This window comes from Isoptericola sp. F-RaC21 (assembly GCF_038593535.1).
In the GTDB taxonomy this organism is placed as follows: domain Bacteria; phylum Actinomycetota; class Actinomycetes; order Actinomycetales; family Cellulomonadaceae; genus Isoptericola.
Genome location: NZ_JBCFYX010000003.1, coordinates 384,352 through 403,745, shown reverse-complemented (window position 1 = coordinate 403,745; position 19,394 = coordinate 384,352). Strand labels below are relative to the sequence as shown.

19 protein-coding genes are annotated in these 19,394 nt (G+C 71.8%); 6 read left to right on the top strand and 13 right to left on the bottom strand.

The annotated features are described in order from the left end of the window. Window positions 1-4: 4 nt before the first annotated feature. From AAG589_RS12410 to AAG589_RS12380, 7 genes are all read right to left on the bottom strand, one after another. Complete coding sequence (locus AAG589_RS12410; RefSeq protein ID WP_430567559.1) at window positions 5-1,516, bottom strand: extracellular solute-binding protein; 1,512 nt, start codon at window positions 1,514-1,516, stop codon at window positions 5-7. Continuing rightward, on the bottom strand, window positions 1,513-2,856 hold the full coding sequence (locus tag AAG589_RS12405) for a glycoside hydrolase family 28 protein (protein WP_430567558.1): 1,344 nt from the start codon (window positions 2,854-2,856) through the stop codon (window positions 1,513-1,515). Before AAG589_RS12405 ends, AAG589_RS12410 begins: the two co-directional genes overlap by 4 nt. A 102-nt stretch (window positions 2,857-2,958) precedes the next feature. Beyond that, window positions 2,959-4,473: an extracellular solute-binding protein gene (locus AAG589_RS12400; RefSeq protein ID WP_430567557.1), complete on the bottom strand. Its 1,515-nt coding sequence runs from the start codon at window positions 4,471-4,473 to the stop codon at window positions 2,959-2,961. A 14-nt stretch (window positions 4,474-4,487) separates the two neighbouring features. Continuing rightward, on the bottom strand, window positions 4,488-5,150 hold the full coding sequence (locus AAG589_RS12395; RefSeq protein ID WP_430567556.1) for a YesL family protein: 663 nt from the start codon (window positions 5,148-5,150) through the stop codon (window positions 4,488-4,490). Between the two features lie 11 nt (window positions 5,151-5,161). After that, complete coding sequence (locus AAG589_RS12390; protein ID WP_430567555.1) at window positions 5,162-6,142, bottom strand: ABC transporter permease; 981 nt, start codon at window positions 6,140-6,142, stop codon at window positions 5,162-5,164. Window positions 6,143-6,403: 261 nt separating this feature from the next. Then, the gene (locus AAG589_RS12385; RefSeq protein ID WP_446719745.1) at window positions 6,404-6,919 is read right to left on the bottom strand and encodes a dihydrofolate reductase; all 516 of its coding nucleotides are present in this window, start codon (window positions 6,917-6,919) and stop codon (window positions 6,404-6,406) included. Window positions 6,920-6,944: 25 nt separating this feature from the next. After that, window positions 6,945-7,748 carry a thymidylate synthase gene (locus AAG589_RS12380; protein ID WP_430567553.1) on the bottom strand — a complete coding sequence of 268 codons (804 nt, stop codon included), beginning with the start codon at window positions 7,746-7,748 and terminating at the stop codon, window positions 6,945-6,947. A gap of 135 nt (window positions 7,749-7,883) precedes the next feature. Between AAG589_RS12380 and AAG589_RS12375 the strand changes: the two genes are divergently transcribed. After that, complete coding sequence (locus AAG589_RS12375) at window positions 7,884-9,257, top strand: NAD(P)/FAD-dependent oxidoreductase (RefSeq protein WP_430567552.1); 1,374 nt, start codon at window positions 7,884-7,886, stop codon at window positions 9,255-9,257. Here the strand turns inward: AAG589_RS12375 and sigJ are convergent. Then, window positions 9,239-10,153 carry an RNA polymerase sigma factor SigJ gene (gene sigJ / locus AAG589_RS12370; RefSeq protein ID WP_430567551.1) on the bottom strand — a complete coding sequence of 305 codons (915 nt, stop codon included), beginning with the start codon at window positions 10,151-10,153 and terminating at the stop codon, window positions 9,239-9,241. The genes AAG589_RS12375 and sigJ overlap by 19 nt on opposite strands. Window positions 10,154-10,192: 39 nt before the next feature. Beyond that, on the bottom strand, window positions 10,193-10,942 hold the full coding sequence (locus AAG589_RS12365; protein WP_430567550.1) for an SDR family oxidoreductase: 750 nt from the start codon (window positions 10,940-10,942) through the stop codon (window positions 10,193-10,195). 183 nt (window positions 10,943-11,125) lie between these two features. Here AAG589_RS12365 and AAG589_RS12360 point away from each other — a divergent pair, with 183 nt between their 5' ends. The 5 genes from AAG589_RS12360 (at window position 11,126) to AAG589_RS12340 (ending at window position 15,892) form a co-directional block, all read left to right on the top strand. Beyond that, window positions 11,126-11,656, top strand: a complete 531-nt coding sequence (locus AAG589_RS12360; protein ID WP_430567549.1) for an OsmC family protein — start codon at window positions 11,126-11,128, stop codon at window positions 11,654-11,656. After that, a complete protein-coding gene (locus tag AAG589_RS12355) occupies window positions 11,653-12,564 on the top strand; it encodes a hypothetical protein (RefSeq protein WP_430567548.1) in 912 nt (303 codons plus the stop codon). Before AAG589_RS12360 ends, AAG589_RS12355 begins: the two co-directional genes overlap by 4 nt. Further along, window positions 12,561-13,085 carry an SRPBCC family protein gene (locus AAG589_RS12350; RefSeq protein ID WP_430567547.1) on the top strand — a complete coding sequence of 175 codons (525 nt, stop codon included), beginning with the start codon at window positions 12,561-12,563 and terminating at the stop codon, window positions 13,083-13,085. Before AAG589_RS12355 ends, AAG589_RS12350 begins: the two co-directional genes overlap by 4 nt. A 10-nt stretch (window positions 13,086-13,095) precedes the next feature. Next, on the top strand, window positions 13,096-14,379 hold the full coding sequence (locus AAG589_RS12345) for an aminotransferase class I/II-fold pyridoxal phosphate-dependent enzyme (RefSeq protein ID WP_430567546.1): 1,284 nt from the start codon (window positions 13,096-13,098) through the stop codon (window positions 14,377-14,379). A gap of 256 nt (window positions 14,380-14,635) precedes the next feature. Beyond that, window positions 14,636-15,892 (top strand): hypothetical protein, encoded by a 1,257-nt coding sequence (locus tag AAG589_RS12340; RefSeq protein WP_430567545.1) that lies wholly within the window; start codon window positions 14,636-14,638, stop codon window positions 15,890-15,892. Between the two features lie 108 nt (window positions 15,893-16,000). Here AAG589_RS12340 and ehuA read toward each other — a convergent pair whose 3' ends face one another. Genes ehuA through AAG589_RS12320 form a run of 4 tightly spaced genes read right to left on the bottom strand, consistent with a single transcriptional unit; the run spans window position 16,001 to window position 19,139 of the window. Then, on the bottom strand, window positions 16,001-16,789 hold the full coding sequence (ehuA, locus tag AAG589_RS12335; protein WP_430567544.1) for an ectoine/hydroxyectoine ABC transporter ATP-binding protein EhuA: 789 nt from the start codon (window positions 16,787-16,789) through the stop codon (window positions 16,001-16,003). Between the two features lie 28 nt (window positions 16,790-16,817). Then, window positions 16,818-17,462 (bottom strand): ectoine/hydroxyectoine ABC transporter permease subunit EhuD, encoded by a 645-nt coding sequence (gene ehuD, locus AAG589_RS12330; protein WP_430567543.1) that lies wholly within the window; start codon window positions 17,460-17,462, stop codon window positions 16,818-16,820. Next, entirely contained in the window at window positions 17,459-18,205 is a 747-nt protein-coding gene (gene ehuC, locus AAG589_RS12325) for an ectoine/hydroxyectoine ABC transporter permease subunit EhuC (protein WP_430567542.1), read from the bottom strand. Before ehuC ends, ehuD begins: the two co-directional genes overlap by 4 nt. A 4-nt stretch (window positions 18,206-18,209) precedes the next feature. Then, window positions 18,210-19,139 (bottom strand): transporter substrate-binding domain-containing protein, encoded by a 930-nt coding sequence (locus AAG589_RS12320; protein WP_430567541.1) that lies wholly within the window; start codon window positions 19,137-19,139, stop codon window positions 18,210-18,212. Window positions 19,140-19,394: the final 255 nt, after the last annotated feature.

Genomic DNA, 19,394 nt, shown 5'->3' with positions numbered 1-19,394 from the left:
CATGTCAGCCGTTCACCTCGGCGTAGGCCGCGGTGAGCTCCTGCTCGATGTCGTCGAGGCCCTGGCCGCGCAGCTTCTCGATGGCGGCCTCGTAGTCCGCCATCTCGATCTGGCCCACGATGTACTTGTTGTACGCGTCCTTGGCCGCGTCGTGGACCGTGGTCCACTGCCGGTCGTAGGCGTCGGAGGACAGCGACTGCGTCGGGTTGACGACGGCGTACTTCTCGTTCTCGAGCATCTTCTCGTTGCCCTCGTCGACGTAGGGCTCGGTGCTCTTGTACGTCACGACCTTCTCGGACAGCCGCGACGAGGAGTAGGGCTGGACCTCCTGCTCCCAGGCGGTCTGGTCCTCGATCGTCACCACCCCGTCGTCGTCCATCGAGTAGTGCTCGCCCTCGATGCCGTTGGTCATGAGGCCGTACGCCTCCTCGTCGAGCAGCTTGTCGGCGAACCCGAGCACCCGCTTCAGCTCGGCCTCGTCCTTCACCTCCGACTTGGGGAAGGACAGCCAGCCGCCGAGACCGCCGGCGGTGTCCGTGAGGATGCGCCGCGGCACGTCCTCGAAGGTCATGTCGTTGACGAGGGCCCACTTCATCGGGGTCTTCGGGTCGGCGTCCTGCGCGAGTGCGAGGTATCCCTTGGCCTCGAACAGCCCGGTGACGATGATGCCGCCCTTGCCGCGGGCGATGGCGTCCTGCTGGTTCGTCTTCTGCATCGTGACGAACTCCTTGTTCACGCCACCGGCCTCGTAGACGCCGCGGTACCACTCCATGGCCTGCTTGAACGCGTCGCTGTCGAACGTCGACCGCACCTGGCCGGCGTCGTCGACCTCGAAGTCGTCCCCGGCGCCGAAGTACCCCGAGAGCGACCGGAAGCCCAGGTCGAAGCTCTCCTCGCGGTCGAGGAAGCCGGTGGTGTCGTTCTTGCCGTTGCCGTCCGGGTCGTCCTTCGCGAACGCCTCGGCGACCTTTGTCAGGTCCTCGATGGTGTGCGGCACCTCGAGGCCGAGGTTGTCCAGCCAGTCCTGCCGCACGACGACGCCGTAGCGCGCCTTGATCTTCTGGAACGGCACGCCGTAGAGCTTGCCGTCCAGCCGCGCGGCGTCGAGGGTCTGCGGGTCGATCTTCGACAGGTTCGGGTAGTCCTTGAGGTACGGCTCCACGTCCCAGAACATGCCGGACGTCAGCGACTGCCGGACGGTCGAGCTGTCGACCGGCGCCATCGACACCATGTCGGCGAGCGCGCCCGAGGACAGCGCCGCGTTGAGCTTCTCCGCCGACGACGCGGCGGGCACCCACTGGAACTTGAGGTCCTCGCCGGTGTACTTCTCCAGCGCGGTCTGGACGGGCCCGTCCTCGTCCGGCGTCGCCGGCGTGTGGAGCGTCGCCATCCAGGTGATGGGGCCGTCGCCGCCGTCGCTCGCCTCGTCGCCGGAACCGCCACCGCTGCACGCGGTGAGGGCCAGCGCCGCGACGGCCGCGGCCGCCGCTCCCCTGGTGAACAGCCTTGTCCTCATGCGGTCTGCTCCTCTCGTGACGCCTGCTCCGTCGCAGGCGCGCTCGGTGCGCGGGAGACGTCGTCGTCGTCCCGCTCGATGTGACCGGTCGTGTCGGTGATCCGCAGGGTCGGGCTCGCCTCGACGGACACCTCGGGCCCGTGCGCCCCGACCACGCGGACGCGCGAGAACGTGGAGTCCGCCAGGTAGCCGACGCGGAGCCCGGCGCGCGCCACCGGCTCGACGCCGTCCGCCATGGCGGGCACGCCTGGGCGTGCGTCGTCGGCGAACGAGATCGCGACGTCGTCGAGCGTGATCTCGCTCAGCGGCGCCTCGGGCAGCCCGTACAGGTGGGCCGCGGCGGCGTGCACCCCGCGCGCCGTGACGTGCGCCAGGTGGATCCGCCGGAACGCGGGCGTCCGCTCGTCCACCGGGTAGGGGTTGCGGTCGGCCACCCACGGCTCCTTGCCGTCCGGGCCGCAGAAGTAGAAGGGGTTGATGACGAACGGGCACAGCACCCCGTCCATCACCACGTTCGTGACGCGCACGTCCTCGACGACGCCGCCGCGGCCGCGGCGCGACTTCAGCCGGATCCCTCGGTCGGTGCCCTGGAAGACGCAGCCGGTGATGACGACGTTGCGGATGCCGCCGCTCATCTCGCTGCCGAGCACCACGCCGCCGTGCCCGTGCACCATGGTGCAGCCGGTGATGGTGACGTTCTCGCACGGCACCCGCTGGGCGGTGCGCTCGGTGCCCGCCTTGATCGCGATGCAGTCGTCGCCCACGTCGATGTGGCAGTCGCTGATCCGCACGTTGCGGCACGACTCGGGGTTGATCCCGTCGGTGTTGGGCGAGTCGGCCGGGTTGTGGATCCGCACGCCGGACACGCTCACGTCCTGGCACAGCAGCGGGTGCACGGTCCAGGCCGGGGAGTTCGTCAGGGTGACGTCGCGGATCGTCACGTGCTCGCACTCGTGGATGCCGAGCAGGGTCGGCCGGGGGTGGGCGAGCGAGCCGCGGTCGTGGCGGAACGTGTCCCACCAGGCGGCGCCGCCGCCGTCGATCGTGCCCAGGCCGGTGATCGCGACGCCGGTCTCGCCGTGCGCGTACAGGCACGGCTGGTGGATGGTGGAGGTGGCCCCCTCCCACCGCGCCTCGACGGGCGGGTAGAGCGCCGGGTCGGGCACGAACTCCAGCCGGGCGCCGGCCTCGAGGTGCAGCTCCACGTGCGAGCGCAGCCGGAGGGCGCCGGTGCGGTGCGTCCCGGCGGGCACCACGACCGTGCCGCCGCCGGCCGCCGCGGCGTCGTCGATCGCGGCCTGCAGGGTGGCCGTGGCCAGGGTCTCGTCGATGGTCTGCACGTTCGCCTCTCGCTTGTCGGTGGTTGAGCCGGTCGAAACCCGCTGGTCGAGCCTGTCGAGACCGTGCGACGTGGTCTCGACAGGCTCGACCGACGGGGATCGTCAGCCGTTCACCTTGGCGTAGGCCGCGGTGAACTCCTGCTCGATGTCGTCCAGCCCCTGGCCGCGCAGGTCCTCGACGACGGCCTCGTAGTCGGACATCTCGATCTGGCCCGTGATGTACCGGTTGTAGGCGTCCATGGCCTTGTCCTCGATCGTCGACCACTGGCGGTCGAAGGTGTCCGAGGTCAGCGACTGCGTCGGGTTGATGACCGCGTCGGGCTCCTGGGCCGCCATCTTCTCGTTGGCCTCGTCGACGTACGGCTTGCTGCTCTTGTAGGTCACGACCTTCTCCGACGGGCGCGACGACGAGTACGGCTGCACCTCCTGCTCCCAGGCGGTCTGGTCCTCGATCGTCACCACCCCGTCGTCGTCCATCGAGTAGTGCTCACCCTCGACGCCGTTGGTCATGAGGCCGTACGGCTCCTCGTCCATGAGCTTGTCGATGAAGCCGAGCACCTTCTTCACCTCGGCCTCGTCCTTCACCGCCGACTTGGGCAGGGCGAGCCAGCCGCCCATGCCGCCGCCCGTGTCGGTCAGGATGTGGTGCGGCTGGCCGTCGTGGGTGATGTCGTTGATCAGCGCCCACTTCATCGGCGTCTTCGGGTCCGCGCTCTGGGCGATGTCCATGTAGTTCTTGGCCTCGAACAGGCCGGTGACGACGATGCCGCCCTTGCCGCGGGCGATGGCGTCCTGCTGGTTCTGCTTCTGGACGGTGACGAACTCCTTGTTGACGCCGCCCTCCTCGTACACCCCGCGGTACCACTCCATCGCCTGCTTGAACTCGTCGCTGGTGAACGCGGCGTGCACCTGGCCGGAGTCGTCCACGGAGAACTTGTCGCCGGCGCCGAAGTAGCCGCTCAGGGAGCGGAACCCGACGAGGAAGCTCTCCTCGCGGTCGAGGAAGCCGGTGGTGTCGTCCTTGCCGTTGCCGTCCGGGTCGTCCTTCGCGAACGCCTCGGCGACCTTCCCCAGGTCCTCGATGGTGTGCGGCGCCTCGAGACCCAGGTTGTCCAGCCAGTCCTGCCGCACGACGACGCCGTAGCGCGCCTTGATCTTCTGGAACGGCACGCCGTAGAGCTTGCCGTCCAGCCGGGACGCCTCGAGGGTCTCCGGGTCGATCTTCGCCAGGTTCGGGTAGTCCTTGAGGTACGGCTCCACGTCCCAGAACTGCCCGGCCTTGAGCGCCTGGCGGACCGTGGTGCTGTCCGTGACGGTGAGCGAGACGATGTCGGCGAGCTGGCCGGACGCCAGGGCGGAGTTGATCTTCTCCTCCTTCGACGCGTCCGGGACCCACTGCATCTTGAACTCCTGGCCGGTGTACTTCTCCAGCGCGGTGTGGATCGGCCCGTCCTCGTCCGGCGTCACCGGCGTGTGGAGCATGGACATCCAGGTGATCGGGCCGCTGTCGGCCTCCCCGCCGCCGCCGTCTCCCGACCCGCCACCGCCGCACGCGGTGAGGGCGAGCGCCGCCACCGCCGCAGCGGCCGCGCCCTTCACGAACATGGCCTTGCTCATGGGTGTAGCTCCTCTCATGACACCTGCTCCGTCACAGGTGTGTTCAGGTGGTGCACGAAGCGCCCCGGCACGTCCGGGGACTCCGTCAGGGGGCGGAAGACGGCCCGGGTGACCAGGCCGACCGCGAAGGCAGGGATGCCCGCCCCGAAGAGCAGGAGCATCGGCGTGGCGTAGGTCCACAGCAGCCACTCGACGACGCCGACCGCCGTCGCGCCGATGATCGTCCAGTGCAGCGAGCCGAAGCCGATCAGCAGCGCCGCGGCGAACCGCCGGCGCAGGGTGACGACGTCGGTGGCGGCCATCACGGGGAACACGTACGCCGTCGCGATCGCGAGGACCACCAGGGCGAGCACGTTCACCACCTGCAGCAGCCAGGTCGGGGCGGCGAAGACGTTCGTCACGATCACCGCGCCGGCCGCGAGCACGATCCAGCCGGTCACCATCGCCTGCCGGGTCTGCTCCTGGAGGTAGGCGACGAAGGTGCGCGTGGGCGAGGGCGTCTCGCCGTGCCGGAGCCACCGGTCCATGTACTTCGCGGTGGCGTAGCACGCGGGCCCGAACCCGAAGACCCCGAGGCCGAGCACGGTCGTCGCGAGCCACAGCAGGTTCAGGTACGCGACCCGGAACACGCCCCGGCAGAACGCGTCGATGCGCACGAAGCCCTCGAAGGAGAACACCGGCCGCCCCTTTAGTAGACGCCCTCTTCGCCGAACCGCTTGGCGAGCCGGTTCGCGAAGACGACGAGGATCAGGCCGACGAGGCCCTTGAAGAGGCCGACCGCGGCCGCGTAGCTGAGCTGCCCGTTCTCGATGCCCGCGGTGTACACGTACGTGTCGAAGATGTCGGCGACGTCGCGGTTCAGGGAGTTCATCACGAGGAACATGTGCTCGAACCCGAGCTCGAGGAAGTCGCCGATGGCGAGGATGAACATGACGATGATCGTGGGGCGGATCGCCGGCAGCGTGATGTGCCAGGCCTGGCGCAGGCGGCCGGCGCCGTCGAGCTCGGACGCCTCGTAGAGCTGGACGTCGACGGCGGTCATCGCCGCGAGGTAGACGATCGTGCCCCAGCCCGCGCCCTTCCAGATCTCCTGGAAGATGTACATCGGCCGCAGCCAGTCGGGGTCCGTGAGGAACGGGACGGGGTCGAAGCCCCAGGAGACGAGCAGGTTGTTGACCGACCCGCCGTCGGTGGTGAGCAGCACGTAGAAGATCGACACGACGATCACCCACGACAGGAAGTGCGGCAGGTACACGACCGACTGGATGCTGCGCTGGAACCACTTGGTGCGCACCTCGTTGAGGAGCAGCGCCAGGATGATCGGCACGGGGAACGAGAAGAGCAGCATCCCCAGCGAGATCATCAGCGTGTTGCGCAGGAGCACGTAGAACGTGTCCTCGGTGAAGAACCGCACGAAGTGGTCGAAGCCGACCCAGGGGCTGCCCGTGATGCCGAGGAACGGCAGGTAGTCCTGGAAGGCGATGACGAGCCCGCCCATGGGCGCGTACTTGAACAGCAGGAAGTACAGGATGCCCGGCAGCGCCATCAGGTAGAGCGTCTTGTGCTTCCACAGCGCCGACGCGCGCTTCCGGCGCGGGGGCGCCGGCGTCGCGGCGCCGGGCGCCGGCGTCGTCGGCGCCGCGCTCTTCGCGGCGGTGACCGCGCTCACTGCGCGAGCCCCTCGTCGTTCATCACAACCACCATTGGCGTGCCCCTCTGCTCGTCCTCGAGCCTGTTCGCGCTCCTGGTGAAACGCGCCGGTAACCGGTTTCTCGGAAACGTACCGGACGAGTACCGGAATCGGCAAGCGCCTTCCACCGATCGGTGTCGAGATCGTGATGAGACGGCCGGAAACCCGTCCCCCGTCGCCGTGCGCCGAGGTGGTCCAGGGCCCGCCGAGGTAGTCCGAGCGGCCGCGAGGTAGTTCGAACTACCTCGCGGGGCGGGGGGCGCGGGCGTAGGTGAGCACGCGGTGGCGCAGGCCGCCCGGGCCGGACGACGTCGCCCACGCGCCGTCGTCGACGACCTCCCAGGTGGCGCGCTCGACGACGGGGGCGAACGCGTCGCCCTCGACCTCGAGGTCGACCTCGGTGACCACGAGGCGGTCCGCGAGCGCGAGCGTCGCGGCGTAGACGTCGCCGCCACCCATCACCCACACCTCGTCGCCCCCGGGCGCGGCGGCCGCGAGCGCCACGGCGTCGCCGAGCGACGCGGCGGCGACGGCGCCGTCGTCCGACCACCCCGGGCGTCGGGTCACGACGACGTTGGTGCGGCCGGGCAGCGGGCGACGCGGCAGCGACTCCCAGGTGCGACGCCCCATGACGACGGGGTGCCCGGCAGTGGTCGCCTTGAAGTGCGCGAAGTCCTCGGGGATCCGCCACGGGATGGCGCCGCCGGCGCCGATGACGGGCCGGCCCGCGGCGTCGCGGGCCTGGGCCCAGATCATTCCGATCACGTCAGCTCGATCGGGCTCAGACGGCGACCGGGGCCTTGATGCCCGGGTGGTGCTGGTAGCCGAGCACCTCGATGTCCTCGTAGGTGTAGTCGAAGATCGAGTCGCGCGGCGCGAGGCGGAGCGTCGGGTAGGGGTACGGGTCGCGCGCCAGCTGGGTGCGCACCTGCTCGACGTGGTTGTCGTAGACGTGGCAGTCGCCGCCGGTCCAGACGAACTCGCCCACCTCGAGGCCGGTCTGCGCGGCCACCATGTGCGTGAGCAGCGCGTAGGAGGCGATGTTGAACGGCACGCCGAGGAACAGGTCGGCGGAGCGCTGGTAGAGCTGGCAGCTGAGCTTCCCGTCGGCCACGTAGAACTGGAACAGCAGGTGGCAGGGCGGCAGCGCCATGTCGGCGAGCTCCGCCACGTTCCACGCGCTGACGATGAGGCGGCGCGAGTCCGGGTTGACCTTGATCTGGTCGATGACGCCGGCGATCTGGTCCACGTGCTGCCCGTCCGGCGTCGGCCACGACCGCCACTGCACGCCGTACACGGGCCCCAGCTCGCCCTCGGGCGACGCCCACTCGTCCCAGATCGTCACGCCGTGTTCCTGCAGCCAGCGCACGTTGGAGTCGCCGCGCAGGAACCACAGCAGCTCGTACGCGACCGACTTGAGGTGCACCCGCTTGGTGGTGATCAGCGGGAACCCCTGCTGCAGGTCGTACCGCAGCTGCCGGCCGAACACGCTGCGCGTGCCCGTCCCGGTGCGGTCCTCCTTGTGCGTGCCATGGGTCAGCACGTCGCGCAGCAGGTCCTCGTACGGGGTGGGGATCGCGGCCATGCGGCAACCCTACGACCCCGGGGCCGACGGCGGGCGCACCGACGTCTGCGACGTCACACCGCCAGCACGTCACGCGATGACGGGCTGCGCGGTCGACGTGGTGAGAGCGCCCGACGGGGCGCGAAGGAGGCAGTGATGCGACGCATCGTGATCGTCGGTGGCGGCTACGCGGGCTTCACGGCGGCCCGGGAGCTGGAGAAGGGGCTGCGGCGGGACTTGCGGCACGGCGACGTCGAGCTGGTGCTGGTCGACCCGCGCCCGTACATGACGTACCAGCCGTTCCTGCCCGAGGTGGTGGCCGGTTCGGTCGAGGCGCGGCACGCGGCCGTGTCGCACCGCCGCCACCTGCGCCGCACGCGGCTGGTGGACGGGTCGGTGACGCGGGTCGACCACGCCGACCGGGTCGTCGTCGTGCGGCCGCGCTCGGGCGAGCCGTACCGCCTGCCCTACGACATCGTGGTGGTGACGGCGGGCGCGGTGACGCGCGTCTTCCCGGTCCCCGGGGTCGCCGAGCACGCGATCGGCATGAAGCACGTGGAGGAGGCCGTCGCCATCCGCGACCGGCTGCTGACGTCGTTCGACCGGGCCGCGAGCCTGCCGCGCGGACCGGAGCGGGAGCGGCTGCTCACCGTGACCTTCGTGGGCGGCGGGTTCTCCGGCGTCGAGGGCTTCGCCGAGCTGCTGTCGCTGGCGCACGACCTGCTCCCCCGCTATCCCGAGATCGACGCCGACGAGCTGCGGTTCCACCTCGTGGAGCGCAGCGACCGGATCCTGCCGGAGGTGACGGACCGCCCCGGCCGGTGGGTCGTGGAGCAGCTCGAGGGCCGGGGCGCGCGCGTGCATCTCGGCACCGGCCTAGAGTCCGCGACCGGCGGCGTCGTGCGCCTCTCGACCGGCGAGGAGTTCGCGTCCGGCCTGCTGGTGTGGACGGCGGGCAACGCCGCGAACCCGGTGGTCGCGACGCACACCGACCTGCCGGTCGACGCCCGCGGCTACGTCGTCGTCCGCCCGGACCTGCGGGTGGGCACGGTCGACGCCCCGGTCGACGACGCGTGGGCCGCGGGAGACGGCGCCGCCGTGCCGGACCTCGCGGTGCCGCGGCCCGGCGCGCTCGCCGTGCCGAACGCGCAGCACGCCGTCCGGCAGGGACGCCGCCTGGCCCGCAACCTCGTCGCGACCCTGCACGGCCGCCCGACGCGTCCGTACGTGCACGGCAGCCTCGGCGTGATCGCGACGCTGGGTCTCGGCTCGGGGATCTTCCAGTCCGGCCGGCTCGTGGTGCGCGGCCGCCTCGCCTGGCTCGTGCACCGCGGGTACCACCTGCTCGCCGTCCCGACGTGGGAGCGCAAGGCCCGCGTCCTCGCGGTCTGGCTCACCGCCGCGGCGTTCGGGCGCGACGTCGTCTCCCTGGCCTCGGTGCAGACGCCGCGCGCCGCGTTCGCCGCGGCGACCGCCCCGGCCGAGGCGTCGGGGGCCGCACGGGAGGCCGCTCAGGACGCCGCGGCGTAGCCCGCGAGCTTGTCGGGGTTGACCTGGATGTACAGGTGCTCGACCCGTCCGCCGACGACGTCGAGCGCGAGGAGCGCGTACGGCGCGCCGTCCAGGTCGACCACGACCGCGGGCAGGCCGTTCGCCTCGACGACGCGCACCGTGCCGGCGTCCCAGTACTTGCGCCACACGTTGTCGAGGAACAGCGACACCCGCGCCAGGCCGACCAGCTCCACGCGCGACGCGTGCACCCGCCCGCCGCCGTCGGGCCGCGCGACGACGTCGTCGGCCAGGTAGCGCTCGAAGCGGGCGAGGTCGCCCTCGTGCGCGGCGGCGACCAGCTCGTCGAGCAGGCGCCGGTGCTCGCCCGGGTCCACGGGCACGGCCTCGCGCGTGCCCAGCCGGTCCCGGGCCCGCCGCCCGAGCTGGCGCGCGTTCGCCTCGGTGAGGTCGAGGATCTCCGCGATCCGCCCGTACGGGTAGCCGAACGCCTCCCGCAGCACGTAGACGGCCCGCTCTACCGGCGTGAGCCGCTCCAGGAGCAGCAGCGTGGCCAGCTCGAGGGCCTCCGCCCGCTCGGCGCCGAGCGCCGGGTCCTCCGACGTGTCCACCGGCTCGGGCAGCCACGGCCCGACGTAGGTCTCGCGCCGGGCGCGGGCCGACGTCGCCGCGTTGATGGCGAGCCGCGTCGTCACGGTCGTGAGGAAGGCCGCCGGGTTGCGGACCGCGCCCCGGTCCGTGCCCTGCCAGCGGATCCAGGCGTCCTGCACGACGTCCTCCGCCTCCGCCACGCTCCCGAGCATCCGGTAGGCGATGCCGAACAGCTGCGGACGCGCGGCGAGGAACGCGTCGAGCGCCCCGGCGTCCTCGGTGTCGAGGGCGCCGGGGCGCTCGGGCGCCGGCGGGTGCGTCGTCATGCGGTCAACGTACGCCCGCCCGCGGGACGAGGGCGGCCGTCACGAGGCGGCGCGCGAGGTGAAGTCCGCGAACGTCACCGCGCCCAGCCGGGCGTCGCCCTGCGGCACGATCGAGTCCTCGTCGAGCACGGCCCCGAAGTACGGCGCGGCCGGGTCGGCCACCACCCGGCGGGCGTCTCCGGCCGCCGCGAGCGCGGCCGCGATGAGCTCGTCGAACCGGACCCGCTCCGGGCCGGCGACGTCGAGCACCCCCTCGGACGGCTCCGCGGTCGCGGCGTCGGCGACGAACCGGGCCACGTCCGCCGAGGCGATCGGCTGGAACGCAACCGGCGGGATGCGCACCACCCCGTCGACGGTCGCGCCGTCGGCGATCCGCCGCGCGAACTCGAAGAACTGCGTGGCGCGCACGACCGACCACGGCACCCCGCCGGAGCGCACCAGCTCCTCCTGCGCCACCTTCGCCCGCAGATACCCGGAGTCGGGGTTGCGGTCGGCGCCCACGATCGAGAGCGCGACGTGGTGCCGCACGCCGGCGCGCTTCTCGGCGTCGAGCAGGGTGCGCGTCGACGTCGTGAAGAAGTGCAGCACGTCGTCGTCGGCGAAGGACGGCGAGTTCGACACGTCGACGACGACGTCGGCGCCCGCGAGCGCCGCGTCCACCCCGTCGCCGGTCAGGGTGTCCACGCCCGTGCTCGGCGCGGCGGCGACCGCGTCGTGCCCGGCGTCCGTGAGGTGTGCGATGACCTGCTTCCCGATGAGACCCGTCCCACCGACGACCACGATCTTCATGCGAGTGTCCTCTCTGCGTGCGCGGCCCCTGCGGCCGCCCGACACCTGCTCGACCGGGCCGGGCGAGGGTCCGTGACAGGTGCCGGCGTGTGACCCTCGACACGCCGGAATCACGTGCCGTCCTCGCACGTTCTCCATCGGAGCGCCCGGACGTCCCCGGGCGACCAGTGGGAGGATCACCTCATGACGGACCAGAGCATCGCGGCCGACACCGCGGCCGCCACCGAGACCGACACCCCTGCTCCCGTGACGCCGTCGCCCACCGACCCGCTGTGGGTGGAGCGCACCGGCAGCCGCACGTACCGGGGCCACACCGCCCGCGGTGCGAGCGTCGAGATCGGCCCGGTCGAGGCCGGCGCCGTGTTCACGCCGGGCGAGCTCCTCAAGATCGCGCTCGCCGCGTGCGCGGGCATGAGCAGCGACACGAAGTTCGCCCGCGCGCTGGGCGACGCCTACGAGGCCGTGATCCGCGTCGAGGACGCCAAGGACGTGGACGAGGACCGCTACCCCGTGCTCACCGAACGCTTCGAGATCGACCTGTCGGGGCTCGACGAGGCCACGCGGAACAAGACCCTGCTGCTGGCGCAGCGCTCCATCGACCGGGCCTGCACCGTGGGTCGCACGCTCAAGGCGGGCGCGCTGGTGCCGCCGGCGGTCTTCGAGCAGCCCGGCGAGCCGGCAGCCGCCGGGGATCCCGAGGACGCCACGTCGTGACGCGCGCGGGAGGTCCAGGAGACGACCCGGCGCCGGGCGGCGAGGTCGTGCGGCCCGACGGCCCGGGCGACGAGGTCGCCGAGGTCCAGGACCCGGCCGCGCGACGCGAGGAGTGGGCGAAGTACCGCCCGACGCCGCTGCTCGACGCGCTGCTCGACAAGGCCGTGACGATCCCCTCGGCGGCGATCCACAAGCACGTGGACCGGCTGCGGGCGCGCAACCCCGAGGCCGACCCGGCCGGGGTCGTGCGGATCCTGGAGAAGGAGTACCTGGCGCTCCTGACGACGGCGGGCGGCGCCGTGGGCGCGGCCGCCGCGGCCCCGTCGGTCGGGACGGCGGCGGCGACGGCGCTCACGACCGGTGACGTGGCGACCTTCTTCGGGGCGTCGGCGGCGTTCGCGCTGGCCGTCGCCGACGTGCACGGCATCGAGATCGACGACGTGGCACGCCGGCGTGCCCTGCTGCTGGCCACCGTGCTGGGCGACCGGGGTGCCAAGGACGTCGAGAACGCGATCGGCGGCTCGTCCGTGGCGTGGGGCAAGGTGCTGCTCACGTCCATGCCGCAGACGACGATCAAGCGGGTCAACAAGACCCTCGCGCGCCAGTTCCTCAAGCGGCAGGTCGCCAAGCAGGGCTCGCTCGCCCTCGGCCGGCTGCTGCCGTTCGGCGTCGGGTTCGTGGTGGGCGTCGCGGGCGGCCGGGCCCTCGGGCACGGCGTCGTCGCGCAGTCGCGCCGCGCCTTCGGCCCCCCGCCCGAGCACTTCCCGCGCGTCGTGGAGGCGGTGCTCGAGCCCGGCTCCGAGGTTCCCGAGCTGCGGGCCCTCGACACGCCGCGGCGCACCTCGCCGAGCCGGTGGCTGCCCCGCCGCAGGGGCCACGGCCGCGGCCCGGAGGACGACGCCTCGTGACGCCGGCCCCGGGGGCGCGCCGACCCCGCCGCGTCGAGGTGGCGCGGGTCGTCCCGGTGGAGGCGTCCGTCGCGTTCGCCTGGGTCGCGGACCTGCGCACCCACCCGCGCTGGATCGTCGCCACCCGGCTCGAGGGGTCCGCCGCGCGCGGGCCCGAGGTCGGCGACCGCTGCACGATGGCGAGCGGGCCGGGCGCGCGGCGCGACCCCCGCAGCGCCCTGGGCCGCCTGGTGGTCACCGACCGCATGGTCGTGGAGCAGGTGGAGCGCCCCTCCACCGCGGCGGCCCGGGTGGGCCGCACCCGGCTGCGCAAGCTCGGCCCGGTGCTGCTCGGCGACGCGGGCTTCGACGTCGTCCCGATGGACGCCGGCCGCAGCCGCGTCGTGTGGTGGGAGGAGGCGTACCTCGCCGGCCCGCTCCCTCGGGCCGTCACGGACCCGCTGGTCGCCCTGGCGCTGGGGGCGTTCATGCGCGTCTCGCTGTCCCGGCTGTCCCGCCGCCTCGCCGGTCGGGGCCGGTAGAGTCGCCGACGTGAGCACCGAGCCTGCCCCCGCCGTCCACGGTCACGACCTCACCGCACGCCTCGACGACCTGCGCCGCGCGTACGCGGACCTGCAGGCCCGCGGCCTGAAGCTCGACCTCACGCGCGGCAAGCCGTCGGCCGAGCAGCTCGACCTCTCCGAGCCGCTGCTGTCGCTGCCGGGCGAGGGCGTGCACACCGCCGAGGACGGCGCGGACACGCGCAACTACGGCGGCCTCGCCGGCCTGCCCGAGCTGCGCCGCATCTTCGCCGAGCTGCTCGGCGTGCCGGTCGACCAGCTCCTCGCGCAGGGGAACGCCTCGCTGACGCTGATGTACGACACGATCGTGCAGGCGCTGCTGTTCGGCGTCCCGGGCTCCGAGCGGCCCTGGTCGCGCGAGGAGCAGATCACGTTCGTCTGCCCCGTGCCCGGGTACGACCGGCACTTCGCGATCTGCGAGGAGCTGGGCATCCGCATGGTCACCGTGCCGATGACTCCGGACGGCCCCGACGCGGAGGCCGTCGCCGCGCTCGTCGCCGACGACCCGTCGATCAAGGGGCTGTGGGTCGTGCCGACCTACGCCAACCCGGACGGCTCGGTCGTCTCCGAGGCCGTGGCCCGGCGCCTCGTCTCGATGCCCGCCGCCGCGCCCGACTTCCGCATCTTCTGGGACAACGCCTACGCGGTGCACCACCTCACGGAGCACGAGGCGAAGTCCGCGAACGCGATCGACCTCGCCGCGGAGGCCGGCAACCCCGACCGCGTGCTGCTGTACGCGTCCACCTCCAAGATCACGTTCGCCGGGTCCGGCGTCGCGTTCTTCGCCGGGTCGCCCGCCAACGTCGCCTGGTTCACGAAGCACCTCGGCATCCGCTCCATCGGTCCCGACAAGATCAACCACCTGCGGCACGCCCAGTTCTTCGGCGACGCCGAGGGCGTGCGCGCCCACATGCGCCGGCACCGCGAGATCCTCGCGCCCAAGTTCCGCGCCGTCGTCGACATCCTCGACGAGCGCCTCGGCGACCTGGGCGTCGCCAGCTGGACGCGGCCTGACGGCGGCTATTTCGTGTCGGTCGACGTCGTGCCGGGCACGGCGGCGCGCGTCGTGCAGCTCGCCAAGGAGGCGGGCATCGCGCTCACCCCGGCCGGCGCCACCTTCCCGTACCACCGCGACCCGGACGACCGGAACCTGCGCCTCGCGCCGACGATGCCGCCGCTGGACGAGGTGCGGGTCGCGATGGACGGCGTCGCCACCTGCATCCTGCTCGCTGCGGCGGAGGCCGCCGCCTCGTAACCCCGTCGTTGTGGGTGTGATCGTGGCCCCGTTCCGGGTCGGAACGGGGCCACGATCACACCCGCAACGTGCGAAGACACAGGATCTTCGCGCTTCCTCTCGGGGCGGGTCACGACGACCCGCTGCGACCTGCACACGCCCGGCCTAGGCTGCTGGGGACGCCCGCGGCAGACGCCGGAGCCCGCGGCGCGCGGCCCTCGTGCCGGCGGGTGCGGCGGGCGTCGGACCGACGAACCCGACCTGGACGCGACACTCCGTGACCTCTCCTCCCCACCCCTCCGCCCCGGGCGAGCCCGACGACGGCCCGCACGACGACGCGAAGGACGCCCCCGCCACGACCCGGCTCTCGCTCACCCAGGTCATCGCGAGCGCCCTCGCCGCGGTCAGCGCCACGGTGCTCATGTCGTTCTTCGGCGTCGCCGGGACGATCATCGGCGCCGGCCTGGCGAGCGTCGTCACGGTGATCGGCAACTTCCTCTACACCCGCTCGATCGAGAAGACGCACGAGCAGCTCAAGCCCGTCGTCACCAAGGTGGTCGCGCGCACCGGCCCCGGCGCCGTCCGGTCGCGGACCGCCGCGATGCGCGTCACCGGCACGGCGACGACGGCGCGCGGCACGGTGGTCAGCACGTCGGACGCCGCGGACACGCTGGCTGCCGACGACCTCGCGGGCGACGCCGAGGCCGCTGCTTCGCTCGACGCGACGCAGCCCCTCGGCGAGACCCGTCCGATGGACGCGGTCACCGACGCCGAGCCGACCGCCGAGGACGGCGCCGACGTGAGCGGCGAGGCCGCCGAGGCGCCCGAGGAGGAGGCCGAGCCGCGCAACGCCTGGCTGCGCTTCGTGGAGAAGCACGGCACCGGCAAGGTGCTCGCGATGTCCGCGGCCGCCCTGTTCGTCGTCGTCATGGGCGTGGTGCTGGTCGTCGAGCTCGTCATCGGCAAGCCGCTCTCCGACGCGGTGCGCGGCCAGGAGGGCTCCGGCACGAGCTTCAGCCGGACCTCCTCGGGCGACTCCGACGACTCGACCACCGTGCCCAGCCCGACCAGCCCCGCCGAGGACCCGGCGAACATCCCCGGGGACGACTCCGACACGGGCACCGGCTCGGACGACTCCACCACCGGCACCACCGGCGGGACCACCGACCAGCCGACCGACGGGTCCACGCCCGACGGCACGACCGGCACCGACCCGGGCACGGACACCTCGACGGACGGCTCCACCGACGGCACGACCGGCGGCGGCACCGACACCGGCGACGGCACCGACGGCTCCACCGGCGACGGTTCGTCCGGTGGCACCTCGGGCGGCACCTCGGGCGGCACGGACGAGGGTTCCGGGACGGACACCGGCTCGGGCGGCGGCACGGACACCGGCGACGGCACCGACTCGGGGGCCGGGACCGGCTCCGGCAGCACCGACCCGGACGCCGAGCAGGGCTCCGGCTCGACGTCGGGCGGCTCCGCCGAGGACGGCGTGTCCTCGACGCCGAACCCGACCCCGGCGTCCTGAGCCCGGGCTACCGCCACCCCGGACGCCGAACAGGCGGTCGCCCCCGCTCCGACGCGCCGTGACGCGTGGGAGCGGGGGCGACCGCCTGTTCGGTAGGACCCGGGAGCGTCAGCTCCCGAGCACGGCCTTGAGGAACTCCTGCGTGCGCTCGTGCGTGGGGTTGGTGAACATCGTCTCGGGGTCGGCCTCCTCGACGATCTTGCCGTGGTCGAACATCAGCACGCGGTTGGAGACGTCGCGCGCGAACTGCATCTCGTGGGTCACGAGCAGCATGGTGATGTCCGTGGTGCGGGCGATCTCGCGGAGCACGCCGAGCACGTCGGCCACGATCTCCGGGTCGAGCGCCGAGGTCACCTCGTCGAGCAGCAGGATCTCCGGGTCCATGGCGAGGGCCCGCGCGATGGCGACGCGCTGCTGCTGACCGCCGGAGAGCTGGTTGGTCTTGAAGTCCCGCTTCTCCGACATGCCGACCTGCTCGAGCAGCGCCTCCGCCCGCTGGACGGCCTCGGCCTTGCTCTGGCCGAGCACGTGGATCGGCGCCTCGATGATGTTCTCCAGCACGGTCATGTTGGGGAACAGGTTGAACTGCTGGAAGACCATCCCCACGCGCTTGCGCACCTCGCGCCGGCGCTTCTCCGGGATCTCGACCCACTTGTCGCCCTTGTACTCGTGCGTGTAGGGGTCGCCGTCGATGAGGATGAGCCCGCCGTTCGCCTCCTCGAGGGTCATCAGCAGGCGCAGGATCGTCGTCTTGCCGGAGCCGGACGGGCCGATCAGCGTCACGCGGTCGCCCTTGGCGACGCTGAAGTTCAGCTTGTCCAGCACGACGTTGTCGCCGAAGCGCTTGGTGACGTCGCGGAACTCGATCGCGGGTGTGTCACCCGTGGAATGGGTCATGGTCTGGCTCCCAGCGGGGATCGTCGGGTCAGGCAAGGCGGATCTCCATCCGGCGCACGAGCAGCGCCGCCGGGTAGCTCACGATGAGGAACAGCAGACCCACCATCGTCAGAGCCTCGATGTACGAGAAGGTCAGAGCGCCGAACTGCTGCGCCGCCTGGTACATCTCCACGACCGAGATCGCGAAGAGGAACGGCGTCTCCTTGAACATCGAGATCGCGTAGTTGCCCAGGCCGGGCAGGGTGTTGCGGATCGCCTGCGGCAGGATCACGGCCCGCCACGTGCGGGCCTTCGGCAGGTTGAGCGCCGTCGACGCCTCCCACTGCCCGCGCGGCACCGCCTCGATCCCGGCGCGGTACACCTCGGACATGTACGTCGCGTAGTGCACGCCCAGGACCGTGAACCCGACGACGAGCGTCGGCACGGCCGGGAGCATCAGCCAGACGAACACCAGCTGCACCAGCAGGGGTGTCATCCGGATGAAGTCGATGACGAATCGCAGCGGCGCACGCACCCAGCGGGTCGGGGCCCGCATGGCGAGCGCGAACACGAGGCCGAGGATCGAGGCGATGATCATGCCGACGACCGTCGCCTCGATGGTGATGACCAGCCCGTCGAGAAGGTCGGGGAGGACCCGCCAGGCCTTCTCCCAGTCCCAGATGCTCTCGTTCATGCGACACCTCCCTGCGACGGAAGCTGGCTCGTCACCATCATGGGCTTCGTCCGCAACGCCTCACGCAGCGACGGACGCGTCCCCCGGCCGAGCCGGCGCTTCGCCCGCTCCTCGAGCCAGTTCATCCCCCAGGTCAGCAGGTAGGCGATCACGAAGTAGATCAGCAGGCCGACGGTGAAGCTGAAGAAGATGTCGCTGGTCGCACGGCGCAGCTGGGTAGTCCAGAAGAACAGGTCGTGCAGCGTGATGTAGTACGCGAGCGCGGAGCCCTTGAGCAACTGGATCAGCAGGTTGGTCAGCATCGGGATCATGAGCGCCCACGCCTGCGGGAAGATCACGCGCCGCACGCGGTGGAACCAGCCCATGTTGAGGGCGACCGTGGCCTCCCACTGCGCCTTCGGGACGGACTCGATCGAACCGCGCACCACCTCGGCGCCGTAGGCGCCGTAGTTGAGGCCGAGCGCCACGATCGCGACGGCGAGCGCCTCCATCTTGAAGCCGAAGACCGGCAGCACGTAGAAGATCCAGAAGATCTGGACCACCAGGGACGTGCCCCGGAAGAACTCGATGACCACCCGGGACGGCCCGCGCACCCAGAGGGTCTGGGTGCGCGCGCCGAACCCGAGCAGGAGGGCCACGACCATGGCGAGCACCGCGCCACCGAGGGTCATCTCCAAGGTGACCAGCACTGCGTCGCCGAGCGCGGGCAGCCTCTCGATCAGTGTCTGGATGTCGTCTGACATGCGGTCAGGAATCCAGCCCCAGCTCGTCGGAGATCTTCTTCAGGTCGCCCTCGCAGAGCATCTCGGCGGTCAGGCCGTCCGGCGGGAACTCCGCCTCGGTGAACCCGAAGGGCTCCATGATCTCGAGCCAGGCGTCCTTGTCCTCGAGGATCGGCTTGAGCTTCTCGTTGTAGGCGTCGAGGAGCTCCTTGTCGTCCTTCCGGAAGACCTCCGCGCCGGCGCCGATCTGCGGGACGCCGTCGATCGTGGCGACGAACGCGTCCGTGGCCTCGACCGGCTTGTCGGTGCCCTCGGCCAGCGACCGGATCGAGATGCCGGTCAGGGCGAAGGCGTCGGCGCGACCGGACGCGACGGCGTCGAGACCGTCCTGCGAGCTGCCGACCGTGATGGTCTCGACGTCGGTCTGCTGCGCGTACCCGTCCTCGATGGCGCCGCTGGTGACGGCGAGCTTGATGTCGGCGTCCTCCACCGACTGCCAGTCGGTGAGGTTGTCGGGGTTGCCCTCGGGCACCAGGAACGCCGTCGTGTACATGATGGTGGGCAGCGCGAACGCCGCCTGCTCGCAGCGGTCGGGCAGGATCGACATGCCGGCGCTGACCGTGTCGTAGTGCCCCGCGGTGAGGCCGGGGATCAGCGAGTTCCACTCGGTCTCGGTGCCCTCGACCTTGTCGACCCCCAGCTCGCCGAAGATCTTCTTGTCGAGCGCGATGGTGGCGCCGGTGAGCTCGTCGCCGTCCATGTAGCTGTAGGGCTTCTCGCCGTTGAACGCGACGTTGACCGTCCCGGCGTCCTGGATCTTCTTCAGGGTCGAGCCCTCGCCGTCCCCCGATCCGCCCTCGTCGACGCTCGAGCAGGCGGCCAGCGCGGCCATCGTGAGGACGGAACCGGCTGCGAGGAACGCCCGGCGGCGCTTCGTGGTCCTGGTGGACGACACGGTGTCTCCCTTCGTCGCCCGGCGGGAGTCCGCGCCGAGCCGTTGGTCTGGACGGTGCGACACGGTAGCCGCGATGCCGACGCTACGACAATCTATGTATCCACATGTCGGATTGTCTACAATCAGCGAGGGCGCGCCGCTCCGACGTGCTCTGCCCGACGACGTCGCAGGTCAGAGCGGTGCCGCCGGAACGCACGGCCGTCTCGGGCGGGCGCAGAACACCCGAAAACGCAGTCATGCCATGGTCACAAGAGG

Bases quoted from the DNA above. Each gene is read 5' to 3' on its own strand.
- AAG589_RS12410 (WP_430567559.1), bottom strand. From the start codon at position 1,516: ATGAGGACAAGGCTGTTCACCAGGGGAGCGGCGGCCGCGGCCGTCGCG.
- AAG589_RS12400 (WP_430567557.1), bottom strand. From the start codon at position 4,473: ATGAGCAAGGCCATGTTCGTGAAGGGCGCGGCCGCTGCGGCGGTGGCG.
- AAG589_RS12385 (WP_446719745.1), bottom strand. From the start codon at position 6,919: ATGATCTGGGCCCAGGCCCGCGACGCCGCGGGCCGGCCCGTCATCGGC.
- AAG589_RS12380 (WP_430567553.1), bottom strand. From the start codon at position 7,748: ATGGCCGCGATCCCCACCCCGTACGAGGACCTGCTGCGCGACGTGCTG.
- AAG589_RS12375 (WP_430567552.1), top strand. From the start codon at position 7,884: ATGCGACGCATCGTGATCGTCGGTGGCGGCTACGCGGGCTTCACGGCG.
- sigJ (WP_430567551.1), bottom strand. From the start codon at position 10,153: ATGACGACGCACCCGCCGGCGCCCGAGCGCCCCGGCGCCCTCGACACC.
- AAG589_RS12365 (WP_430567550.1), bottom strand. From the start codon at position 10,942: ATGAAGATCGTGGTCGTCGGTGGGACGGGTCTCATCGGGAAGCAGGTC.
- AAG589_RS12360 (WP_430567549.1), top strand. From the start codon at position 11,126: ATGACGGACCAGAGCATCGCGGCCGACACCGCGGCCGCCACCGAGACC.
- ehuA (WP_430567544.1), bottom strand. From the start codon at position 16,789: ATGACCCATTCCACGGGTGACACACCCGCGATCGAGTTCCGCGACGTC.
- ehuD (WP_430567543.1), bottom strand. From the start codon at position 17,462: ATGAACGAGAGCATCTGGGACTGGGAGAAGGCCTGGCGGGTCCTCCCC.
- ehuC (WP_430567542.1), bottom strand. From the start codon at position 18,205: ATGTCAGACGACATCCAGACACTGATCGAGAGGCTGCCCGCGCTCGGC.